Raw genomic sequence first — 19,647 nt, 5'->3', positions numbered from 1 at the left:
GGAACTGCCAGGCATCAATTTAAGACCCCTAATCGGGTCGTGACCTTCCCGGTGACGCGGAAAGGGCGAAACACCTGAAATCAGCGACGGTCTGATATCAGTACAGAATCGGTGGAGCGGTAGTTCAGTTGGTTAGAATACCTGCCTGTCACGCAGGGGGTCGCGGGTTCGAGCCCCGTCCGTTCCGCCACTTAAATTGAGAAGCCCTGACTGTGAAGTCAGGGCTTTTTCATGTCCGCTAAAAACCCGACATTGTTGAGTAAAACGCAAAATTCCTCTGCTCATAAGCGGATTTTTCAGCAACAATAATCCTGCCAAAATACGCCTCATCGCAACATTCAACGCAATGATGAGGAAAACATGACAATCCCCGCTTTTGGTTTAGGAACATTTCGTCTGCAGGACGATGTCGTTATTCATTCAGTGAAAACCGCACTGGAACTCGGTTATCGCACCATCGATACCGCTCAAATTTATGAAAACGAAGCTGCCGTAGGTCAGGCTATTGCCGAAAGCGGCGTGGCACGTGATGAGCTGTTTATCACCACTAAAATCTGGATTGAGAATCTCGCCGCCGACAAACTGATCCCCAGCCTGCAGCAGAGCCTGGCGAAACTGCGTACCGACTATGTCGATTTGACGCTAATTCACTGGCCATCGCCGGGTGCAGCGGTATCGGTCAAAGAGAGCATGCAGGCATTGATGGCGGCGAAAGAGGCGGGACTGACGCGTCAGATTGGTATCTCTAACTTCCCGATTGCCCTGATGAAAGAGGCCATTGCCGCTGTGGGCGCAGAGAACATTGCGACCAACCAGATTGAGCTGCACCCGTTCCTGCAAAATCGCCAGGTCGTGGAGTTCGCGAAACAGCAGGGCATTCACATCACTTCATACATGACGCTGGCATATGGCGAAGCGTTAAAAGAACAGGTGATAAAGCAGATTGCGCAGAAACATCAGGCCACACCCGCGCAGATCGTCCTGGCGTGGGCACTGGCACTGGGTTATGCCGTGATCCCCTCCTCAACCAAACGTGAGAACCTGGCCAGCAATATGGCGGCGCAGGATCTGACACTGGATGCGGACGACATGGCGCAGATCGCCGCGCTGGATCGTCAGCAGCGTCTGGTCAGCCCGGAAGGTCTGGCACCAGACTGGGATTAATTCTCCCATGCATCAGCCCTGCACGCGCCAGGGCTGATCTCTGACCCACTCGCTGAGAAAATCAATAAAGGCCCGCACGCGCTGGCTCACCCCTAAATCGCTGTAATATACCGCATTAAAAGGCATCTCAACCGGTACCGACTGGTGCGCCAGCACCTCAACAAAAGTGCCCGACGCAATTTCCGCATTCACCATAAAGTCCGACAGGCAGGCGATACCCTGATCGTTCAGGCACAGCTGCTTGATTGTCTCTCCGCTGTTTGATGACATCGCCGCGTCAATTTCATACAGATCGCTGCCATTGGCCGAAACTGGCCAGCGATTGAGACGAGGCGTCTCGACAAAGCCGAGGCACTGATGCTGTGCCAGCGCCTCCACCGACGCCGGCGTACCATATTTCGCCAGATAAGCTGGCGTAGCGACCATTTTACGATAGCTGATGAACAGCAGCCGGGCACGCAGCGTGGAGTCGGTTAAATCCCCGGCACGAACAGCGACATCCACTTTACGATCGATCAGGTTGATAAAGCTTTCAGAGGAGATTAGCGATAGCGTGACCGCCGGATAGCGCTCGCGAAAGGGTTTAATCATCGGCATCAGCAGGTTAAGGATCACCGGTGTTGCCGCGTCGATGCGCAGCACACCCTGTGGCGCCTGCTGGCGCTCAATCAGCTCATTCTCTGCTGTCGCCATCTCAAGGATCAGCTTCTGCACGCGCCGGAAATAGAGTTCGCCTTCATAAGTCAGCGCCAGCTGACGGGTGGTACGCGTCAGCAGCGACACGCCAAGCTTGTTCTCCAGCTTCTTCACGGTGCGGCTCACCGCCGAATTGGCCATCTGTAACTGCTCCGCTGCACGGCTAAAACTGCCGCTTTCCACCACAGCGATAAAGACTTTTAACTCCTCTGAAGATGCCTTCATTATGCCTCCTCAGGCAAAAGTTTATTGTTACTTTGCTTCTTTTTGTTATTAAAGCACGAGTCGATAATGGCGCCCATCAAAACATTATTGGGAGTCAACCATGCCACTTGCACTCTGGGCGCTGACCATCAGCGCCTTCGCTATTGGAACCACCGAGTTTGTTATCGTCGGGCTGATTCCGACCATCGCTGAACAGCTCAGCATTACGTTACCTTCTGCCGGGATGCTGGTATCCATCTACGCACTTGGCGTGGCCGTCGGCGCGCCAGTGCTCACCGCCTTAACCGGTAAGCTGCCGCGCAAGCAGTTGCTGATGGGTCTGATGGCGCTGTTTACCGTCGGTAATCTGGTGGCCTGGCTGGCACCCAACTATGAAACGCTGGTGATGGCGCGTCTGCTGACCGGTCTGGCGCACGGTGTTTTCTTCTCAGTAGGCTCAACTATTGCGACCAGCCTGGTAAGCAAAGAGAAGGCCGCCAGTGCGATAGCCATCATGTTTGGCGGCTTAACTGTGGCGCTGGTCACCGGCGTACCGCTTGGCACACTGATTGGCCAGCACTTTGGCTGGCGTGAAAGTTTTCTGGCGGTCTCTCTGCTGGGCGTGATTGCGCTGGTCAGCAGCATGATACTGGTACCGCGTAACATCGCACAGCCGCCTGCCACCTCCCTGGCACAGCAGGCCGCGGTAATGATCAATCCGCGTCTGCTGCTGATTTACGCGATTACGGCGCTGGGCTACGGTGGCATCTTTACCACCTTTACCTTCCTGGCACCGATGATGCAGTCACTGGCCGGTTTCTCGCCGACCGCCGTCAGCGGCGTGCTGCTGGGGTACGGTATTGCAGTGGCGATCGGGAATATCTGGGGCGGCAGGCTGGCCGATCGCCGCGGGGCGGTACCGGCGCTGACGCTGATTTTTATCGCGCTGGCCATTCTGTTAGTGGTATTCCAGTTCACCGCCAGCATGCATTACCTCGCGCTGCTCACGGTGCTGGTGATGGGCGTCTTTGCCTTTGCTAACGTACCTGGCCTGCAGGTTTACGTGGTGCAAAAGGCTGAACACTATGCGCCAGGCGCAGTTGATGTCGCGTCAGGGCTGAATATCGCGGCCTTTAATATTGGCATCGCACTGGGTTCAACCGTCGGCGGTCACATCGTGGAACATTACGGTCTGGCGCACACGCCATGGGTGGGTGCCGTCATCGTGTTTGCGGCTCTGCTGCTGGTCCGCCTCAGTGGCCAGCTGGATAAGCCGCGTGCGGCAGCCATCATTGAATAAGCCGCACAACAGCCTGCCGTATGGTGGGCTGTTGCCGTTGCTGGCTGTGAGGCGAATTCCGACAATCAATAACAGCAATTGAAACCCCGCGCTAAAATCCCTATAACAGTCAGGTGAAGTTGTAGTCGAAAATCAGCCAGGCGGGACAGTGCGAAAAAAAACTTATGCAATGCGGTATGTAGCAGGTCAGCCTGCTGAGCGGATTTTTCCGCCAGGGGCGATGCTGCATCTTGGGCAGGCGTTACCGCCCGGTGCACCGCTGCCAGCCGACCCAACCCTGCGCGTGCTGGTGTGGAATATATTCAAACAGCAGCGGGCAGACTGGATGTCAGTACTGCAGGGCTTCGGCAAAGATGCCCATCTGGTGCTGCTGCAGGAGGCGCAGACCACACCGGAACTGGTGCAGTTCGCCACCAGCAATTATCTTGCGGCCGATCAGGTACCGGCCTTTGTGCTGCCACAACACCCCTCTGGCGTCATGACGCTGGCTTCTGCCCATCCGGTCTACTGCTGTCCGCTGCGTGAACGTGAGCCGCTACTGAGGCTGTCTAAATCCGCTCTGGTCACTGCCTATCCGCTTCCCACCGGCGAAATGCTGATGGTGGTCAACATTCATGCGGTCAATTTCAGCCTCGGCGTTGATGTGTACAGCAAACAGCTGGGGCCGATTGGCGAGCAAATCCAGCATCATCGCGGGCCGGTGATCATGGCCGGCGACTTCAATGCCTGGAGCCGCCAGCGTATGAACGCGCTCTACCGCTTTGCCCGTGAGATGGCGCTGCGCGAAGTAAACTTTACTGATGATCATCGGCGCAAGGCCTTTGGCCGCCCGCTGGACTTTGTCTTTTACCGCGACATGAAAGTCAGCGAGGCGTCGGTGCTGGTGACGCGTGCCTCTGACCATAATCCTCTGCTGGTTGAATTCAGTCCCGGCGCGGCTAAACGCTAAGCCAGGCGCGGCGCGCCAAAGGCGAATGATTCACAGCGCTGAAGCCGCATCCTGCTCAATAAACCACTTCAGACCGCTACAAGCATGGTGCAGCGGCGAAAAAATAACGAGGTTTACGCGGGAGTGTGTTGGACTGCGGGAAAGGGAAAAGGTAAATAATGAAAAAGGCTGACAAAAGTCAGCCTTTTCGGTGCATCAGGTATCGGGTGTTGCGCTATTCTTCACAAACAGCGTCAGCTTGTCGCCGGGCTGAATGTCTTTAGCGTCACTGTTCCAGCGCATCACGTCTTTGGTGTTAACACCGTGACGTTTGGCGATACTGGCAAAAGAATCACCCTTACGTACACGATAGGTGATGCTGTTGCCGTTATCCGCCAGCTGCGACGCGCCAGCTTTGCTGCCAACGGTCAGTGTCTGACCGATGCGTACTGACGCACTGCGCAGGTTATTCTGCTGCTTCAGTGCACTAACGCTCACACCAAGCTTACTGGCAATGCCCGATAAGGTGTCGCCTTTGCGGACCTTATAGCTATTGCCTGCAGCGCTGACTTTCGCCAGCTCGCCGGGCTGTACCGCAGCAATATCACCGGAAGCCAGTGAATTGCGCAGCTGAGCCACGTTGGACTTAGGCACCATAATATAGTGCGGTCCGTTTGGCGCGGTGGTGCCGTTTTTATACCCGGCATTGAATGTCTTCAGCTTGCTGAGCGACATACCAGCCATATCTGCGGCCTGCGTCAGTTCAATCTGCTGTCCCACTTCAACGCGAGCCAGTGCACGGCTCTCATTCGCGGTTGGCAGCTTAATACCGTAACGCTTGCTGTTCTTGAGAATATCACTCAGGGCCAGCATTTTAGGTACGTAAACCGTGGTCTCGCGTGGCAGCGATAAATGCCAGAAGTCGGTCGGCTTACCGCGCGCCTTGTTCTGTTTCATCGCCTTCAGCACACGCCCTTCACCGCTGTTATAGGCGGCGATGGTCAGTAACCAGTCACCGTCAAACATGCCGTTCAGACGCTGCATCATATCCAGCGCAACTTTGGTTGAGGCCACCACATCGCGGCGTCCGTCGTACCATTGGTTCTGTTTCAAACCATAGTTTTTGCCCGTCTGCGCAACGATCTGCCAGATGCCAGCGGCATTCGCAGAAGAGGTTGCGTGTGGGTCAAAAGCGCTCTCCACTATGGGTAGCAGTACCAGTTCCATCGGCATTTTACGTTTCTGTATCTGCTCGACAATCCAGTACATGTACGGCTCTGCCCGTAATGTTACATCGTGGAGATAGCTCTTATTTTTTAAGTACTTTGTTTTTTGTTCGCGGATTCGCGGGTTTTCCGGAATCCCCATCTTCAACTCGTCACTAATGTGATTCCAGAGATCAGTGTCTTCTGCGAGGCTGGTTCCATCATCTTGCCAGCGCGGCGACAACAAGCGATCTCCGTACTTTCCATTTTCACCTTGACCAGCTGAAGACAGACTCTGTGCATGCTGTACCGGGATACTGGCGTCATTCCTTGATGCCTGACATCCAACCAGCAAGACCGAGGCGAGTAATATCGCTTTAGCCTTCATGTGTGTGTCAATAGTTCGCTTAAAAGACGAGCAACTATACGTTAGCGACCGGCACAACACAACCAGAAATATCAAAAACGGTCTTTCTTCTCGCGTAGATCGGCAAAAGTCTGCCATAACGGAGCCGACGACACATTAATGCCCAAAGCCTTTTGCAAATCAGGATCTTGCGTACGCAGGAATAAATTTATTTCACGCTCCAGCGCCAGTTTTGTTGGCAAAGTAATGCGATTTTCTGCGCGTAAGTCCTTAATTTGCTGATACCTTGCCAAAATTTTCGGGTCCTGAGGCAGAATAGCCGCAGCAAACTTCATATTGGATAAAGTGTATTCATGCGCACAGCAGATAAGCGTATCGGCAGGGAGTTGATTAAGCGCCTGAAACGACTCAAACATTTGCTGCGCAGTGCCTTCGAACAGTCGTCCGCAGCCACCCGAAAACATCGTATCGCCACAGAAAAGATAAGGTGAGCTGAAATATGAGATATGTCCTAAAGTGTGTCCAGGCGTTGCGATGACGCGGAAATTTAGCCCGAGCAGCGTAAATTCATCACCGTCACTGAGAATAGTGCGCGCGCCTTTATCGGCGGTCTCCTGCGGACCATAAACCTCAAGTTGCGGATAGTGCTCCAGCAATTCGCTAACGCCGCCCACGTGATCGTGATGATGATGGGTCAGCAGAATGGCCTGCGGCTGCCAGTGATTGGCGTGAATTTTTTCCAGCACCGGCCGGGCTTCACCCGGATCGACGATCAGACCGCGTCCCTGTTCATCGTTCAGTGTCCAGATGTAGTTATCCTGCAACGCGGGAATACTGGTAAGATTCATAAACACCTCTCAGGTCGTAGAAAAAGGAAAATGGTAGAGCATGAAGCCAGCGAAAACACGCCAAATCCTGACTGCGCCGCGCTCCTGGCAGGATATGCCCTGGGGCGACTATTTCCGCGACGCGTTAACTCAGCAACTGCAACCGTATCTCGGCAAGCTGTACGGCTTTCATATGCTTAAAATTGGCAGCCTCAGCGCAGAAATCAATACCCGCCAGTGTGCCATATCGCATCAGGTTAATGTGGGCGATGAGGGCGATGGGCTGCACGTCATCGCCAGCGCAACGCAGTTGCCATTTGAAGCCAAATCAATTGATGCCTGTCTGCTGGCGCACACGCTGGCCTGGAGCCAGGATCCGCACCGCGTCCTGCGCGAAGTGGATCGCGTACTGATTGATGACGGCTGGATGATTATCAGCGGCTTCAATCCGTTCAGCCTGCTGGGCATCAGTAAAGGCCTGCCCGGATTACAGCGCCGCGCACCGTGGAGCGGACGGATGTTCAGCCAGGTGCGCCTGCTCGACTGGCTGAGCTTACTCAACTATGAAGTGGTATATCGTACGCGCTTTCAGGTGGTGCCGTGGCACCGCCAGGGCGGCAAGATGATCAGCACGCACCTGCCGGCGCTGGGCTGTCTGAATATCGTGGTTGCGCGTAAGCGCACCTTCCCGCTGACGCCGGGCAAAGTAAAGATGATGCCCGGCAAAACCCAGTTACGGCCAGCAGTCAATGCCACGCGGCAGTTTCGGGAAGCCAGCGATCAGGACTCAACCTGATAGCCAATATCGTCGAGGGAAGGATTGCCGGCAGCGCTGCGTGCCAGTTCATCGCAGCGTTCGTTCTCCGGATGACCGGCATGGCCTTTTACCCACTCCCACTGAATCTGATGGGTACTGAGCGCCGCGTCGAGTCGCTGCCACAGATCAACGTTCTTCACCGGCTTCTTTTCTGCGGTTTTCCAGCCGCGCTTTTTCCAGTTGTGAATCCAGCTGGTGATGCCCTGGCGCACATACTGGCTGTCGGTACTAAGCACCACGTCACACGGCTGGGTCAGCGCTTCCAGTGCCACAATGGCCGCCATCAGCTCCATGCGATTATTGGTAGTAAGGCGGTAGCCGGCGCTGAATAATTTCTCGTGCTGGCGGTAGCGAAGAATGGCGCCGTAGCCCCCGGGACCGGGATTGCCCAGGCAGGATCCATCGGTGAATATTTCTACCTGTTTGCGCATCTCTGGTAGACTTCCTTCTGACAAAACGCCAAGTCTGACATAAAACGAGTCCTATGAGCACTGCAAATAACCGCCAGATCGTCCTCGATACCGAAACCACCGGCATGAACATGATCGGGGTGCATTACGAAGGACATCGCATCATTGAAATCGGTGCGGTTGAGGTGATCAACCGTCGCCTGACCGGCAACAACTTCCATATGTATCTCAAGCCCGATCGGCTGGTGGATCCGGAAGCGTTCGGCGTACACGGTATTGCCGATGAATTCCTCGCCGATAAACCGACCTTTGCGCAAATCGCCGATGAATTCCTCGATTACATTCGCGGCGCGGAGCTGGTGATCCATAACGCTTCGTTCGACATCGGCTTTATGGATTACGAATTTGCCATGCTGCAGCGTGACATCGGCAAGACAGAAACCTTCTGTCAGATCACCGATAGCCTGGCGATGGCGCGTAAAATGTTCCCGGGCAAGCGCAACAGCCTGGATGCGCTGTGTAACCGTTTCGAGATCGACAACAGCAAACGTACGCTGCACGGCGCTTTGCTTGATGCCGAGATTCTGGCCGAAGTGTTCCTCACCATGACCGGCGGCCAGACCTCGCTGGCGTTTTCAATGGAAGGCGAGCAGAGCAATCAGGTGGCAGGCGAGCATATACAGCGCATCGTTCGTCCGGGCGCCGGCCTGCGCGTGGTTAGCGCCAGCGATGAAGAAATAATGGCGCATGAGAGCCGGCTCGATCTGGTGCAAAAGAAGGGCGGCAGCTGCCTGTGGCGCGCCTGAAGCCGCTGATTTTGCGTGGAAAAGCGTCGTTAAGCTGAAAAAACCGCCAAACGAGAGATTCCCCTGCAAAAAGCGTTGACGAGGGATGAGGCTGCCATTAATATGCGCCTCGTTCCCGACGGGGAACAAAGCGCGGAGCGGTAGTTCAGTTGGTTAGAATACCTGCCTGTCACGCAGGGGGTCGCGGGTTCGAGCCCCGTCCGTTCCGCCAATCTCTTTAAAGAAGCCGATGCAGCAATGCATCGGCTTTTTGCTTTTCTAAATCATACCCATCTGGCGTACGGTCGCCATTCATGGCGACCGCCAGCGCATTAATCCTTCTGTACCGCCACTTCCGCACGATAGGTGGCTTGCGGCACCTCACGTTCAGCGCGCGCCAGCCAGCGGTAGCAGCCAGCGCCCAGCGCCACGCCGATGAACCAGCTGAAGTTTGCCACCGCGTGCAGGGAAGGAATAAAGCTAATCACCAGGCAAATACCCACGGAAGGTAGCAGCGCAGCAATCGCTTTTGGATTGAAACCGCCGCGGTACCAGTAGCGGCCTTTTGGCGTATCGTTGAACAGGTCATCAACGTATACCTTGCTGCGTTTGATCAGGTAGAAATCGGCGATCAGAATGCCAAACAGCGGTCCGATAAATGATCCCAGCACATCCAGCGTGTAGTGAATCAGCTCTGGCGACTGGAACAGATTCCACGGCGTCAGCAGCACTGAACCCACGGCGGCAATCATGCCACCGGCGCGGAAGCTGATCTTCTGCGGTGAGCAGTTAGAGAAATCAAACGCTGGCGAAACGAAGTTCGCCACGATATTGATGCCGATGGTGGCGGTAATCATGGTCAGCAGCCCGATAGCGACCGCTACATCGTTGCCTACCATGCTCACGGTTTCAATCGGATCGGTGATCATTTTGCCAAACAGCGACTGAGTACCCGAGACGATGACCACGGTCACAATCGAAAACAGCAGGAAGTTGAACGGCAGGCCCCAGCGGTTGCCGCGGCGAATCTCACCCATGCTTTTGCCGTAGCGCGAGAAGTCACCAAAGTTGAGCAGCGGACCGGAGAAATAAGAGACCACCAGCGCGGTCGCGGTAATCATCTGCCAGGTTTGCTCGCCCGCGCTCAGTGATTTACTGGCGAGGGTGAAGGAGATACCGTCAAAACCGGTTTTGTATACAATCCAGCCCGCCAGCGCCACCATCACCACGTATACCGCCGGACCGGCGATATCGATAAAGCGTTTAATCGCGCTCATGCCGTGCCAGAACACCATCGCCTGCAGCAGCCACATGACGCCGAAACAGCACCAGCCAAGCTGCGACAGGCCGAGCCAGCTGCTCTGCGTCATGCTGCTTAACGACGGGTAGAACTTCAGCAGCACCAGCATCAGCGCATTCGCCGCCAGATAGGTCTGAATGCCGTACCAGGCGAAGGCGATCAGCCCGCGAATCACCGCCGGGATGTTGGCCCCGAACACGCCAAATGCCTGACGCGAAATCACCGCATAAGGCACGCCGGCCATCTGGCTCGGCTTTGCCACCAGGTTAGCGCACAGCTGCACGATGCAAATTCCCACCAGCAGACACAGCAGCACCTGCCAGCTGGCCAGACCGAGGGTGAAGAAGCTGGCCGCCACTACATAACCCCCCATGCTGTGCACGTCCGACATCCAGAACGAAAAAATGTTGTACCACGACCAGCTCTGGTTGCGGGTCGGCGCCAGGTCGTCGTTACACAGACGCGGGCTGTAATGGGCGTTGGCTTCAGAGGCCACCGCAGAGGTCACTTCAGAATGATTTGGCATGAAACCTGCTCCTCTTAACTTCATGGAAAAATAATGACAGCGTGAAACGGTATTGCAGGATCCAGGCCAGAATTGATTTCTTGTATACAAAAAATGAATTTCACGTATACGATGTCTGCATACAGTCACTTGCCGGAGCGGGTAATGAAGAGTGAAACAGGCCTGAAAACGGCTGCCGATCTGAATGACAGAGACGAACCTATCTACCAGGCGTTGCTGAACGCCATCGTGGAGCACCAGCTGCCGCCGGGCAGCAAATTGCCGGAAGAGGCGCTGTCGGAGGTGTTTGGCGTCAGCCGTACCGGCATTCGTAAGGTGCTGCAGCGCCTCGCGGCGGTGCAAATGATCACCCTGTCGCCCAGACGTGGTGCACAGGTGGCGACGCCGGGCGTGGAGGAAGCGCGCGACATCTTCGCCACGCGCAGCCTGCTGGAGTGCGCCAATCTGCCGGCGGTGCTGGCGCATCTGCAGCCGCCGCATCTCGCCGCGCTCAGTGGCTTAATTGCCGACGAGCAGCAGGCGCACCAGCAGCACGACGGGGCCGCCGCCATCCGTCTGTCTGCGGCTTTTCATATCCAGCTGCAGGCGATTTCCGGCAATCAGGTGCTGACTGACATGGTGACGCGCCTGACGCAGCGCTCCTCACTGGTGATCGCCGCTTACGGTGCCCCCTGGCAGCGCGGCTGTCGTTGCGATCATCACGATCGGCTGGTGGATCTGCTGCGGCAAAACGATCTGCCGGCGTTAACCACGGCGCTGCAACATCACTTCGAACATATCGTCGCCAGCCTGCACTTTGAACGCAGCGGCGAAACCCTGCCTGATTTCACCCGGTTATTTGCCGGTCATAAAGGAGCGGCATCATGAGCCTGATCCAGGTGATCAACCCGAATACCAGCGCCGCCATGACGGCGACCATCGGTGCAGCGGCGCGCGCCGTGGCCGCACCTGGCACGGAGATTGTGGCGGTGTGCCCGAGCGAGGGCGTGCCCTCCATTGAAGGACACTTTGATGAAGCGATTGCCGCGGTGGGCGTGCTGGAACAGGTAAAACGCGGCAAAGAGCAGGGCGTCAGCGGCCATATCATCGCATGCTTTGGCGATCCGGGACTGCTGGCGGCGCGCGAACTGGCGAGCGGACCGGTGATTGGCATTGCCGAAGCGGCGATGCACACCGCGACGCTGGTGGCGACGCGTTTTTCGATTGTCACCACGCTGCCGCGCACGCTGGTGATCGCCCGCCATCTGCTGCAGCAGTACGGATTCAGCCATCACTGTGCCGCGCTGCACGCCATTGATCTGCCGGTGCTGGCGCTTGAGGACGGCAGCGGCGTCGCGCAGGAGAAAGTGCGCGAGCGCTGCCTGCAGGCGAAACGTGAAGATGGCAGCGGCGCGATTGTGCTGGGCTGCGGCGGCATGGCGTCGCTGGCGCAGGACCTGACCAAAGAGCTGGGCCTGCCGGTGATTGATGGCGTCAGTGCGGCGGTGAAAATGGTCGAGTCATTACTGGCGCTGGGCTTTGGTACCAGCAAACACGGCGATCTGGCTTACCCGATTAAAAAACCGCTCAGCGCGGCATTTCAGCACCTAAACTAAGGGCTGGTTGAGGACTGATGACAGGAACTTGCAGAATGAGTGATGTATCTGAGAAGAAAGAGTACAGCTTCAACAAAAATTATCCGCGCGATCTGATTGGCTATGCGGGCCAGCCGCCGCACGCGCAGTGGCCGGGTGAGGCGCGGGTGGCGGTGCAGTTCGTGCTCAACTATGAAGAGGGCGCTGAAAACAATGTGCTGCACGGCGACGCGGGCTCTGAGCAGTTTCTCTCCGACATCATCGGTGCCGCCAGCTATGCCGATCGCCACATGTCGATGGATTCCCTGTATGAGTACGGCTCGCGTGCCGGTTTCTGGCGCATCCATCAGGAGTTTCAGCAGCGCGGCCTGCCGCTGACCATCTTTGGCGTCGCGATGGCGCTGGCGCGGCATCCGCAGATTGTCGAGGCCATCAAAGCCGCCGATTACGATGTGGTCAGCCACGGCTGGCGCTGGATTCACTATCAGGGGATGGATGCCAAAACCGAGCGTCAGCACATGCAGCAGGCAGTGGACGTGCTCACCGAGCTATTCGGTAAAGCGCCCACCGGCTGGTATACCGGGCGCGACAGCCCCAATACGCGGCGGCTGGTGGTCGAGCAGGGCGGCTTCAGCTACGACAGCGATTACTACGGTGACGATCTGCCGTTCTGGACGCAGGTCACCTGTCAGGACGGCACGGTGAAGCCGCATCTGATCATTCCCTACACGCTGGAGTGCAACGACATGCGCTTCGCCACGCCGCAGGGATTCAACACCGCCGAGCAGTTCTATACCTATCTGCGCGATACCTTTGATGTGCTGTATGAAGAGGGCGCGACGGCGCCGAAGATGATGTCGATTGGCATGCACTGCCGTCTGCTGGGGCGTCCGGGGAAATTCCGCGCGCTGCAGCGTTTCCTCGACCATATCCAGCAGCACGACAAGGTGTGGGTGTGCACGCGTCAGCAGATTGCCGATCACTGGATGAAGACGCATCCGGCTGCGTAAGCGGCCTTACCTTTCACGGATATCAGGTCGTTTTTGCCCTCTCTTGCCAGGAGAGGGCAACGCTCGCGCCTGCGTCAGCTCATCAAACTCACCTGCGCTGCCACGATGCGCCAGCCGCACGGCAGCCGTACCCAGGTCTGCTGCTGACGGCCGATCTTCTCTACGCCCTCGCGGGTGAACTCGGTGCTGCACACCGCATAGTCATCGCCAAAAGTGGTGATGACCGTATTGCGCAGCGTGCGATCGAGCCCCTTTGACGGACGCGCCGCGCGAAAGGCGCGAATCTCGTCAATCCCGTACAGATTCTCTCCGGCACCGAGTCGCACCGTACGCGCATCGTGCCAGAACAGCTCGTCCAGTACAGCGACATCATTGCTCACCAGCGCCTGCTCGTAGCGGTAAAACGCGGCGGTGACTTCAGCCAGTATCGCCGGACGATCGATATGTTCAGGTGTCATCTTCAGGCATCCATAAAAGAGGTTTGTGGCAGCGTCACACCCTGCTGCTGCAGTGTCCAGGCGGCGCGCAGCGCCAGCTGTTCGTTAAACGGCGCAGCAATCAGCTGCAGGCCAATCGGTAAGCCGCTGGCGGTGAGCAGCGGTACGCTACACACCGGCAGGCCGAGGAACGAAATCGGCTGCGTCAGCATGCCCATGCTGGCGCGTGTCGGCAAATCCTGACCGTTGATGTGAATGGTTTCCTGGCCGATGGTGGTGGCGGTACAGGGCGTCGCCGGGGCGATCAGCACGTCATAATGGTCGAACAGCGGCAGCACCTGCTGCTGGAAGTGACGGCGGAAACGCTGGGCCTGCACATACCACGCGGCGGGCAGCATCGCGCCAGCCAGCAGGCGTTCGCGTGAATTCGGCTCAAAGCGTTCTGGCTGGGTGCGCAGCGCTGGCAGATAGTGATTGCCACCTTCCGCGGCGGTCATGATAAACGCGGCCGAGCGCGCCAGTTCGGCCTGGGGCAGCGTCACTTCTTCTGTCGCGCCGAGCGCGCGGGCCGCTACCGCCACCGCCGCGCGCGCCTCATCGCTGCACCAGTCAGCAAAAAAGCCGCCCAGCACCGCGCTGCGCAGCTTTTCGCTGCCAGCAGAGAGCCTGTCACTGACCGGTTCCGCAGGCCGCGCCGCCTGAAACGCATCGCTGGCGTCGCCGCCCTGCAGCGCATCGTAAACCAGACTCAAATCTTCCACCGAACGGGCAAACGGACCGATGTGATCGAGGCTGGCGACAAACGGATGGCTGCCGCTGCGCGACAGACGACCAAAGGTGGGTTTCAGGCCGAAAATGCCGCACAGCGAAGCAGGCACGCGAATCGAGCCGTTGGTGTCAGTGCCGAGTGAAAAGTGCACCAGCCCGGCAGCGACGGCTGCCGCGGAACCGCCAGATGAGCCGCCGGCCACGCGTGACAGATCGCGCGGGTTGCGCGTCGCACCATAATGGGTGTTCTCGGTGGTAAAGCCGTAAGCGTAGGCGTCCATATTCAGCATGCCGGAGAGCAGCGCGCCGCTCTGCTGCAGCTTAGAGACCGCCCACGCATCCTGCTGTGCCACCGGCCGCTCGCTGAACAGGCTGGCGCCGGCAAGCGTGCTGTGACCGGCGACGTCAAACAGGTTTTTTACCGCATAGGGAATGCCAGCCAGCGCCGGCAGCGGCTCGCCGCGCTGACGCTGTTGATCCAGCCGATCGGCTTCCCGCAGCATGCGCTGCGCGGTGACGGCGGTCCAGGCGTTGATGGCCGGGTTATGCTGTTCAATGGCGGCCAGCGTCTGCTGTGCGATGTCGCGCGCGCTGAGATCGCCCTGCGCCAGTGCCTGCTGCAGCTGGCTAATCGATAAGGCTGCCAGCGTCATGGATGAAATACTCCCGCCACTTCCAGGCGATCGTCCAGCGGCAGCGCCATCAGCGGCTGCGCCATTGCGGCGATACGGTTAAACTGCGTCAGCAGCTCGGCGCGGCGCGTGTCGTCCAGCTCCAGCGCCAGAATCTGTTCCATTTGGGCGATATAGGCCGCCCAGTCCGGTTGTGCATTCATGATTGTCTCCGTTAAAAGCCGGCAGCGCTGCCGTTGCTGCGCGGATCAAACGCGCCTTCCAGCATGCCATTGTTGTGTCTGACGATGGCGCCGGCGTGGCCCACCACTTCACTGTATTCAGCCAGCAGTTCGACCTCATGACCGAGCGCGCGCAGCTGCTGCACGGTTTCAGGCGCGATGCGCGCCTCCAGCTTGAGGGAGTCTGAGGATTGTCCCCAGGTGCGGCCAAGCAGCCAGCGCGGTGCGCTGACCGCCTGCTGCAGCGGCTGGCCCTGAATGACATAGCGGGTAAAGATCGCCGCCTGGGTTTGCGGCTGGCCATCACCCCCCATCGAGCCGTACACCAGCGTGCGGCCATCTTTCAGGCGCGCCGCCGCTGGATTGAGCGTATGAAACGGCTGTTTGCCCGGTGCCAGCGTCAGCAGGTGATCCGGCTGCAGGCTGAACGCCGCGCCACGGTTTTGCCAGGTAATACCGGTGCCGGGCAGCACGACGCCGCTGCCAAATTCGTGGTAAATGCTCTGGATAAAGGAGACCGCCAGGCCGCTGCTGTCCATCACCCCCATCCACACGGTATCGCCCGGTCCGCGTCCGGTACCCCAGGGCGCGGCGCGATCGTCCTGCACCTGCGCGGCCAGCGTGCCGAGATGATCGGCATCCAGCAGCGACTGCACATCAATCGCCATGTGACGCGGATCGGTGATGTGCTGGTCGCGCAGGGCAAAGGCCTGTTTGGTGGCTTCAACGATGCGGTGCACCGTCTGCGCTTCACTGGCGTCGGCCATCGCCAGACGATCGGTGATCCCGAGGATCGCCAGCGATACCAGCCCCTGCGTTGGCGGCGTCATGTTCCAGATATCGCCTTCGCTGTGCGCGAGGTGCAGCGGCGTGCAGCGCCGGGCGCGCTGCCGGTGTAAATCGTCCAGCGTAATCGGCATGCCGAGCGCGCCCATTTCGCGTGCCAGATGGTGCGCCAGCTCACCGCGATAAAAGCTCTCCAGCCCTTGCTCGCTCAGCACGCTCAGCGTCTGTGCCAGTGCCGGCTGGGTAAAACGACTGCCGGCGGCGGGCGGTGCGCCATCAGGCAGAAAGGTGGCAGCAAAACCGGGCTGATGTTGCAGCTCATGCTGTTTTGCCGCCGTCGCTGCCGCCTGCGAGGCGGTGACCTGAATGACATCGGCCGCATAGCGAATCGCATCGCGCAGCAAACGGCTCAGCGGCAGCGGCGTCGCGCCCAGTTCGTGCGCCAGCGTCAGCGCTTCCTGCCAGCCACTGACGGTGCCGGCAACCGTCAGTGCCGCTTTAGGGCCGCGATGCGGAATATGGCTCTCACCGTGATAGAAGTCGGGGTGCGCCAGCGAACCGGCGGCGCCGCTGGCATCGATAGCAATCGGATCGCCGCCGGGCGGCACCACCAGCCAGAAGCCGTCGCCGCCGAGGCCATTCATGTGCGGATAGACCACCGCAATGGTCGCCGCGGCGGCCACCATGGCTTCCAGCGCGTTGCCGCCTTCACGCAGAACTGCCAGTGCGCTTTCGCTGGCAAGGTGATGTGGCGTCACCGCCATGCCCATCGGGGCCATATTGCTTTGAATCATAATGAACTGTTCCCGGATTATTCTTTTGTAGCGGCGCGATTTGGCGCGCTGGATAGGGAAAACAAGCGCAACAAATTGCGCCGCTACCAGTCTGTATCAATGGTAAAGCAAGAGCCGTTCCAGTTTTGGTGTTACGCCAGCCTGGATCGATTTATGCTAGCTTGTGATGAAACGAAAGTTACAGGACCGATGATGAAACAGCTCGATGAACGCCTTCGCAGTCACTATCCGCAACTGTCGCCGCAGGAGCAGCGCATTGCTGACTTTGTGTTTGACCATTTTGATGATCTGATTAGCTATAACAGCGCTGAGCTGGCGCGGCTCAGCGGCGTATCAAAGGCCACGGTAAGCCGGCTGTTCAAACGCCTCGGCTATGAAAAATATAAAGACATGCGTGACGAGCTGCGCACCCTGCGCCAGAGCGGAATGCCGCTGACCGATAACCGCGACGCGGTGCAGGGCAACACGCTGCTGTCGCGCCATTACAAGCAGGAGATGGCGAACCTGACGCAGTGGGTCAACAGCATTGACGCCCGGCAGTTTAGCGAGGTGATTGCTGCGCTGGGCGCCGCACGGCGGGTGTTCATCATTGGGATGCGCAACGCGTATCCGGTGGCGCTGCACCTGCGTCAGCAGCTGCTGCAGGCGCGCGCCCAGGTGCAGGTGTTGCCGCAGCCAGGCCAGACGCTGGGCGAAGAGCTGGTGGACATGACGCCGGAAGATGTGGTGGTGGTGATGGCGTTTCGCCGCCGGCCACGCATCATTCGTCCACTGATGCAGCAGCTGCAGCAGAGCGGCATCCCGGTGCTGGTGCTGTGCGAACCGCAGGCGCAGGGCATTCTCACCCTGGCGCGCTGGCAGCTGTGCGCACCGCTCGACAGCGTTTCCGCCTTTGACAGCTACGCCTCGGCAATGAGCCTGATCAACCTGCTGGCCAACGCGCTGCTGCACGAAATGCTGTCGCAGGGGCGTCAGCGCATCCACCAGATTGCCGATCTTTACCAGCAGCTCGATGAGCTGGAACACCGCTAAAGGGCACCATTTTGGTGCTTTGCACCTTTTTTGATCGCGCCTGCTAACGGGGTGATCCCCGTTATGATGCGCCCTTAACCGCCTTAAATCCTCCGCTTAGCCGCTGCGTTTGCTGCCCGTTGTGGTTGGCACATTAGTTGCAAATCAATTTATCAAGAATCTTTTGTTTCACCATTAACTCACCGGGGTGCATAATGAACAAAGTATTACTGGCAGTAGCAGGGGCAGCATTGCTGCTGGCGCAGGCAGGCAGCGCCATGGCCGATCAGCTGCAGGATATCCAGAAGCGTGGCGTGATTCGCGTGGCAGTGCCGCAGGACTTTCCGCCGTTTGGCTCGGTTGGTACCGATCTGCAGCCGCAGGGCTATGACATCGACATGGCGAAATACCTCGCGAAGCAGATGAAACTGAAGTTGCAGCTGGTGCCGGTGACCAGTGCCAACCGCGTACCGTATCTGCAGACCGACAAGGTCGACCTGGTGATCTCCAGCATGGGCAAAAACGCCGAGCGCGAAAAAGTGATCGACTTCAGCCGCGCCTACGCACCGTTCTTCCTCGGCGTGTTCGGCCCGAAAGGCGAGACGCTGAAAGATGCGGCGGCGCTGAGCGGTAAATCGATTGGCGTGACGCGCGGTGCAGTAGAGGACATGGTGCTGAGCGATGTCGCTCCGAAAGATGCTCAGGTGAAGCGCTACGAAGATAACAACACCACGCTGTCCGCCTATCTCTCCGGTCAGGTGCAGTATGTCGCCACCGGAAATCTGGTGGTCGCAGCGATTGCGCGCCAGAACGCGGAAAAAGCCCCGGTGCCGCAGTTTATGCTGAAAGATTCACCGTGCTTTATCGGCCTGAAAAAGAATGAGCCAGCGCTGAAAGAGAAAGTGAACGCACTGATTGAGCAGGGTATTAAAGACGGCACGCTGAACAAGCTGTCGGAAGAGTGGCTGAAAGCGCCGCTGCCTGCCAACCTCGGCGCATAACAGGAACGGCCAATGATTGGGCAACTTAACTTTGCAGATCTCTGGCCGCACTGGCCAGAGCTGCTGGCCGGACTGTGGGTCACGGTGCAGCTTACGGTGCTGGCGACGGTGGGCGGTGTCGGACTGGGTATTCTCGGCGCGGCGCTGCGCAGCGGCAAACCGGGCTGGGCCAGCCGCCTGTGGGGCATCTACGTCGAGCTGATTCGCAACACGCCGTTCGTGGTACAGCTGTTTTTTATCGTGTTTGGTCTGCCTAATCTCGGGCTGAAACTGACGGCCGGTGAAGCGGCGCTGCTGGCGATGCTGATTAACCTTGGCGCCTACAGCACTGAAATCATCCGTGCCGGTATCCAGGTCACGCCGCGCGGGCAGTGGGAAGCGGGGCGCGTGCTCGGGCTGAGCCGCACGCAAACCTTCATCCGCGTGGTGCTGCCGCCCTCGCTGCAGCGCATTTATCCGGCGCTGGTCAGCCAGTGCATCATTGTGATGCTCGGCTCGTCGGTAGTGTCGCAGGTCTCGTATGAAGAGCTGACGTTTGCCGCCAACCTGATTCAGTCGCGCACCTTTTTGAGTTTTGAAGTTTATCTGGTGACCACGCTGATCTATCTGGCGTTGTCGATTGCCATGCGTCAGCTGCTGCTGGCGCTGGGTCGCAAATGGTTTGGAGCGCAGCCGGCATGACAACGTTTACTGACTGGGACATCCTGCGCAACCTGCTGCTGGCGGCGCGCTGGACGATTTTGCTGTCGCTGGTGGCCTTTTTCGGCGGCACGCTGGTAACACTGCCGCTGCTGTTTCTGCGTCTGCTGCAGCGTCGCTGGCTCACCCGCCTGATTCGCTGTTATACCGAGCTGTTTCAGGGCACGCCGCTGCTGATGCAGCTG

The 19,647-nt window shown here is 58.3% G+C and carries 20 protein-coding genes, 2 tRNA genes and 1 pseudogene; 14 read left to right on the top strand and 9 right to left on the bottom strand.

Annotation, left to right across the window (positions count from 1 at the left end; translation table 11 throughout):
* The first annotated feature begins 113 nt into the window (after nt 1-113).
* A tRNA-Asp gene (locus tag ERD80_RS16905) sits at nt 114-190 on the top strand.
* A gap of 170 nt (nt 191-360) precedes the next feature.
* Complete coding sequence (gene dkgB, locus ERD80_RS16900; RefSeq protein WP_136547731.1) at nt 361-1,164, top strand: 2,5-didehydrogluconate reductase DkgB; 804 nt, start codon at nt 361-363, stop codon at nt 1,162-1,164.
* Between the two features lie 12 nt (nt 1,165-1,176).
* Here the strand turns inward: dkgB and yafC are convergent, their stop codons facing one another.
* Nucleotides 1,177-2,085, bottom strand: coding sequence for a DNA-binding transcriptional regulator YafC (gene yafC, locus ERD80_RS16895; protein ID WP_136547729.1), 909 nt, complete (start codon nt 2,083-2,085; stop codon nt 1,177-1,179).
* Nucleotides 2,086-2,185: 100 nt separating this feature from the next.
* Here yafC and ERD80_RS16890 point away from each other — a divergent pair, with 100 nt between their 5' ends.
* A complete protein-coding gene (locus ERD80_RS16890) occupies nt 2,186-3,364 on the top strand; it encodes an MFS transporter (RefSeq protein ID WP_058769322.1) in 1,179 nt (392 codons plus the stop codon).
* A 148-nt stretch (nt 3,365-3,512) separates the two neighbouring features.
* On the top strand, nt 3,513-4,313 hold the full coding sequence (locus ERD80_RS16885) for an endonuclease/exonuclease/phosphatase family protein (RefSeq protein WP_031279675.1): 801 nt from the start codon (nt 3,513-3,515) through the stop codon (nt 4,311-4,313).
* Nucleotides 4,314-4,508: 195 nt separating this feature from the next.
* Here ERD80_RS16885 and mltD read toward each other — a convergent pair whose 3' ends face one another.
* Both mltD and gloB read right to left on the bottom strand, forming a co-directional pair.
* Nucleotides 4,509-5,885, bottom strand: a complete 1,377-nt coding sequence (gene mltD / locus ERD80_RS16880) for a murein transglycosylase D (protein WP_031279674.1) — start codon at nt 5,883-5,885, stop codon at nt 4,509-4,511.
* A 71-nt stretch (nt 5,886-5,956) separates the two neighbouring features.
* Nucleotides 5,957-6,712: a hydroxyacylglutathione hydrolase gene (gene gloB / locus ERD80_RS16875; protein ID WP_136547727.1), complete on the bottom strand. Its 756-nt coding sequence runs from the start codon at nt 6,710-6,712 to the stop codon at nt 5,957-5,959.
* Between the two features lie 40 nt (nt 6,713-6,752).
* Between gloB and ERD80_RS16870 the strand changes: the two genes are divergently transcribed.
* Nucleotides 6,753-7,487 carry a class I SAM-dependent methyltransferase gene (locus ERD80_RS16870; RefSeq protein WP_021507307.1) on the top strand — a complete coding sequence of 245 codons (735 nt, stop codon included), beginning with the start codon at nt 6,753-6,755 and terminating at the stop codon, nt 7,485-7,487.
* Here the strand turns inward: ERD80_RS16870 and rnhA are convergent.
* Nucleotides 7,472-8,039: pseudogene (rnhA, locus tag ERD80_RS16865) on the bottom strand (ribonuclease HI). The gene ERD80_RS16870 and the pseudogene rnhA sit on opposite strands and share 16 nt — an antisense overlap.
* On the opposite strand from rnhA, the gene dnaQ reads away from it, so the two are divergent.
* Together dnaQ and ERD80_RS16855 are read left to right on the top strand one after the other, a co-directional pair.
* On the top strand, nt 7,993-8,724 hold the full coding sequence (dnaQ, locus tag ERD80_RS16860; RefSeq protein ID WP_058776026.1) for a DNA polymerase III subunit epsilon: 732 nt from the start codon (nt 7,993-7,995) through the stop codon (nt 8,722-8,724). The pseudogene rnhA and the gene dnaQ sit on opposite strands and share 47 nt — an antisense overlap.
* Before the next feature lie 134 nt (nt 8,725-8,858).
* A tRNA-Asp gene (locus ERD80_RS16855) sits at nt 8,859-8,935 on the top strand.
* 100 nt (nt 8,936-9,035) lie between these two features.
* On the opposite strand, the gene ERD80_RS16850 is transcribed toward ERD80_RS16855, so the two are convergent.
* On the bottom strand, nt 9,036-10,529 hold the full coding sequence (locus ERD80_RS16850) for an NCS1 family nucleobase:cation symporter-1 (protein WP_021507305.1): 1,494 nt from the start codon (nt 10,527-10,529) through the stop codon (nt 9,036-9,038).
* A 144-nt stretch (nt 10,530-10,673) separates the two neighbouring features.
* On the opposite strand from ERD80_RS16850, the gene ERD80_RS16845 reads away from it, so the two are divergent.
* The 3 genes from ERD80_RS16845 to puuE are packed head-to-tail and all read left to right on the top strand — an operon-like array spanning nt 10,674 to nt 13,113.
* Nucleotides 10,674-11,396 carry a GntR family transcriptional regulator gene (locus ERD80_RS16845; protein WP_058769324.1) on the top strand — a complete coding sequence of 241 codons (723 nt, stop codon included), beginning with the start codon at nt 10,674-10,676 and terminating at the stop codon, nt 11,394-11,396.
* Entirely contained in the window at nt 11,393-12,124 is a 732-nt protein-coding gene (gene hpxA / locus ERD80_RS16840) for an allantoin racemase (protein ID WP_021507303.1), read from the top strand. The genes ERD80_RS16845 and hpxA overlap by 4 nt, the downstream gene beginning before the upstream one ends.
* 35 nt (nt 12,125-12,159) lie before the next feature.
* Nucleotides 12,160-13,113, top strand: coding sequence for an allantoinase PuuE (gene puuE / locus ERD80_RS16835; RefSeq protein WP_021507302.1), 954 nt, complete (start codon nt 12,160-12,162; stop codon nt 13,111-13,113).
* A gap of 74 nt (nt 13,114-13,187) precedes the next feature.
* On the opposite strand, the gene hpxZ is transcribed toward puuE, so the two are convergent.
* Genes hpxZ through ERD80_RS16815 form a run of 4 tightly spaced genes read right to left on the bottom strand, consistent with a single transcriptional unit; the run spans nt 13,188 to nt 16,751 of the window.
* Complete coding sequence (hpxZ, locus tag ERD80_RS16830; protein ID WP_058769325.1) at nt 13,188-13,571, bottom strand: oxalurate catabolism protein HpxZ; 384 nt, start codon at nt 13,569-13,571, stop codon at nt 13,188-13,190.
* A 2-nt stretch (nt 13,572-13,573) separates the two neighbouring features.
* Nucleotides 13,574-14,971 carry an AtzE family amidohydrolase gene (locus ERD80_RS16825; RefSeq protein WP_136547725.1) on the bottom strand — a complete coding sequence of 466 codons (1,398 nt, stop codon included), beginning with the start codon at nt 14,969-14,971 and terminating at the stop codon, nt 13,574-13,576.
* Nucleotides 14,968-15,153 (bottom strand): oxalurate catabolism protein HpxX, encoded by a 186-nt coding sequence (gene hpxX / locus ERD80_RS16820; RefSeq protein WP_104092603.1) that lies wholly within the window; start codon nt 15,151-15,153, stop codon nt 14,968-14,970. The genes ERD80_RS16825 and hpxX overlap by 4 nt, the downstream gene beginning before the upstream one ends.
* A gap of 11 nt (nt 15,154-15,164) precedes the next feature.
* Nucleotides 15,165-16,751, bottom strand: coding sequence for a gamma-glutamyltransferase family protein (locus ERD80_RS16815; protein ID WP_136547723.1), 1,587 nt, complete (start codon nt 16,749-16,751; stop codon nt 15,165-15,167).
* A 192-nt stretch (nt 16,752-16,943) separates the two neighbouring features.
* On the opposite strand from ERD80_RS16815, the gene hpxU reads away from it, so the two are divergent.
* The 4 genes from hpxU to ERD80_RS16795 all read left to right on the top strand — a co-directional run.
* Complete coding sequence (gene hpxU / locus ERD80_RS16810; protein ID WP_021507298.1) at nt 16,944-17,783, top strand: MurR/RpiR family transcriptional regulator HpxU; 840 nt, start codon at nt 16,944-16,946, stop codon at nt 17,781-17,783.
* A gap of 194 nt (nt 17,784-17,977) precedes the next feature.
* Nucleotides 17,978-18,763: a transporter substrate-binding domain-containing protein gene (locus ERD80_RS16805; protein WP_031279673.1), complete on the top strand. Its 786-nt coding sequence runs from the start codon at nt 17,978-17,980 to the stop codon at nt 18,761-18,763.
* 12 nt (nt 18,764-18,775) lie between these two features.
* Nucleotides 18,776-19,444, top strand: a complete 669-nt coding sequence (locus ERD80_RS16800; RefSeq protein WP_021507296.1) for an amino acid ABC transporter permease — start codon at nt 18,776-18,778, stop codon at nt 19,442-19,444.
* Nucleotides 19,441-19,647 (top strand): ABC transporter permease subunit (locus ERD80_RS16795; protein WP_168926286.1); only part of this gene is annotated, 207 nt, incomplete at its 3' end. The genes ERD80_RS16800 and ERD80_RS16795, both read left to right, overlap by 4 nt.

Source organism: Pantoea sp. R102, assembly GCF_004916815.1.
Classification (GTDB): Bacteria; Pseudomonadota; Gammaproteobacteria; order Enterobacterales; family Enterobacteriaceae; genus Pantoea; species Pantoea dispersa.
Note: the sequence above shows the minus strand (reverse complement) of the source record. Positions and strands in the feature narration are given on the sequence as shown.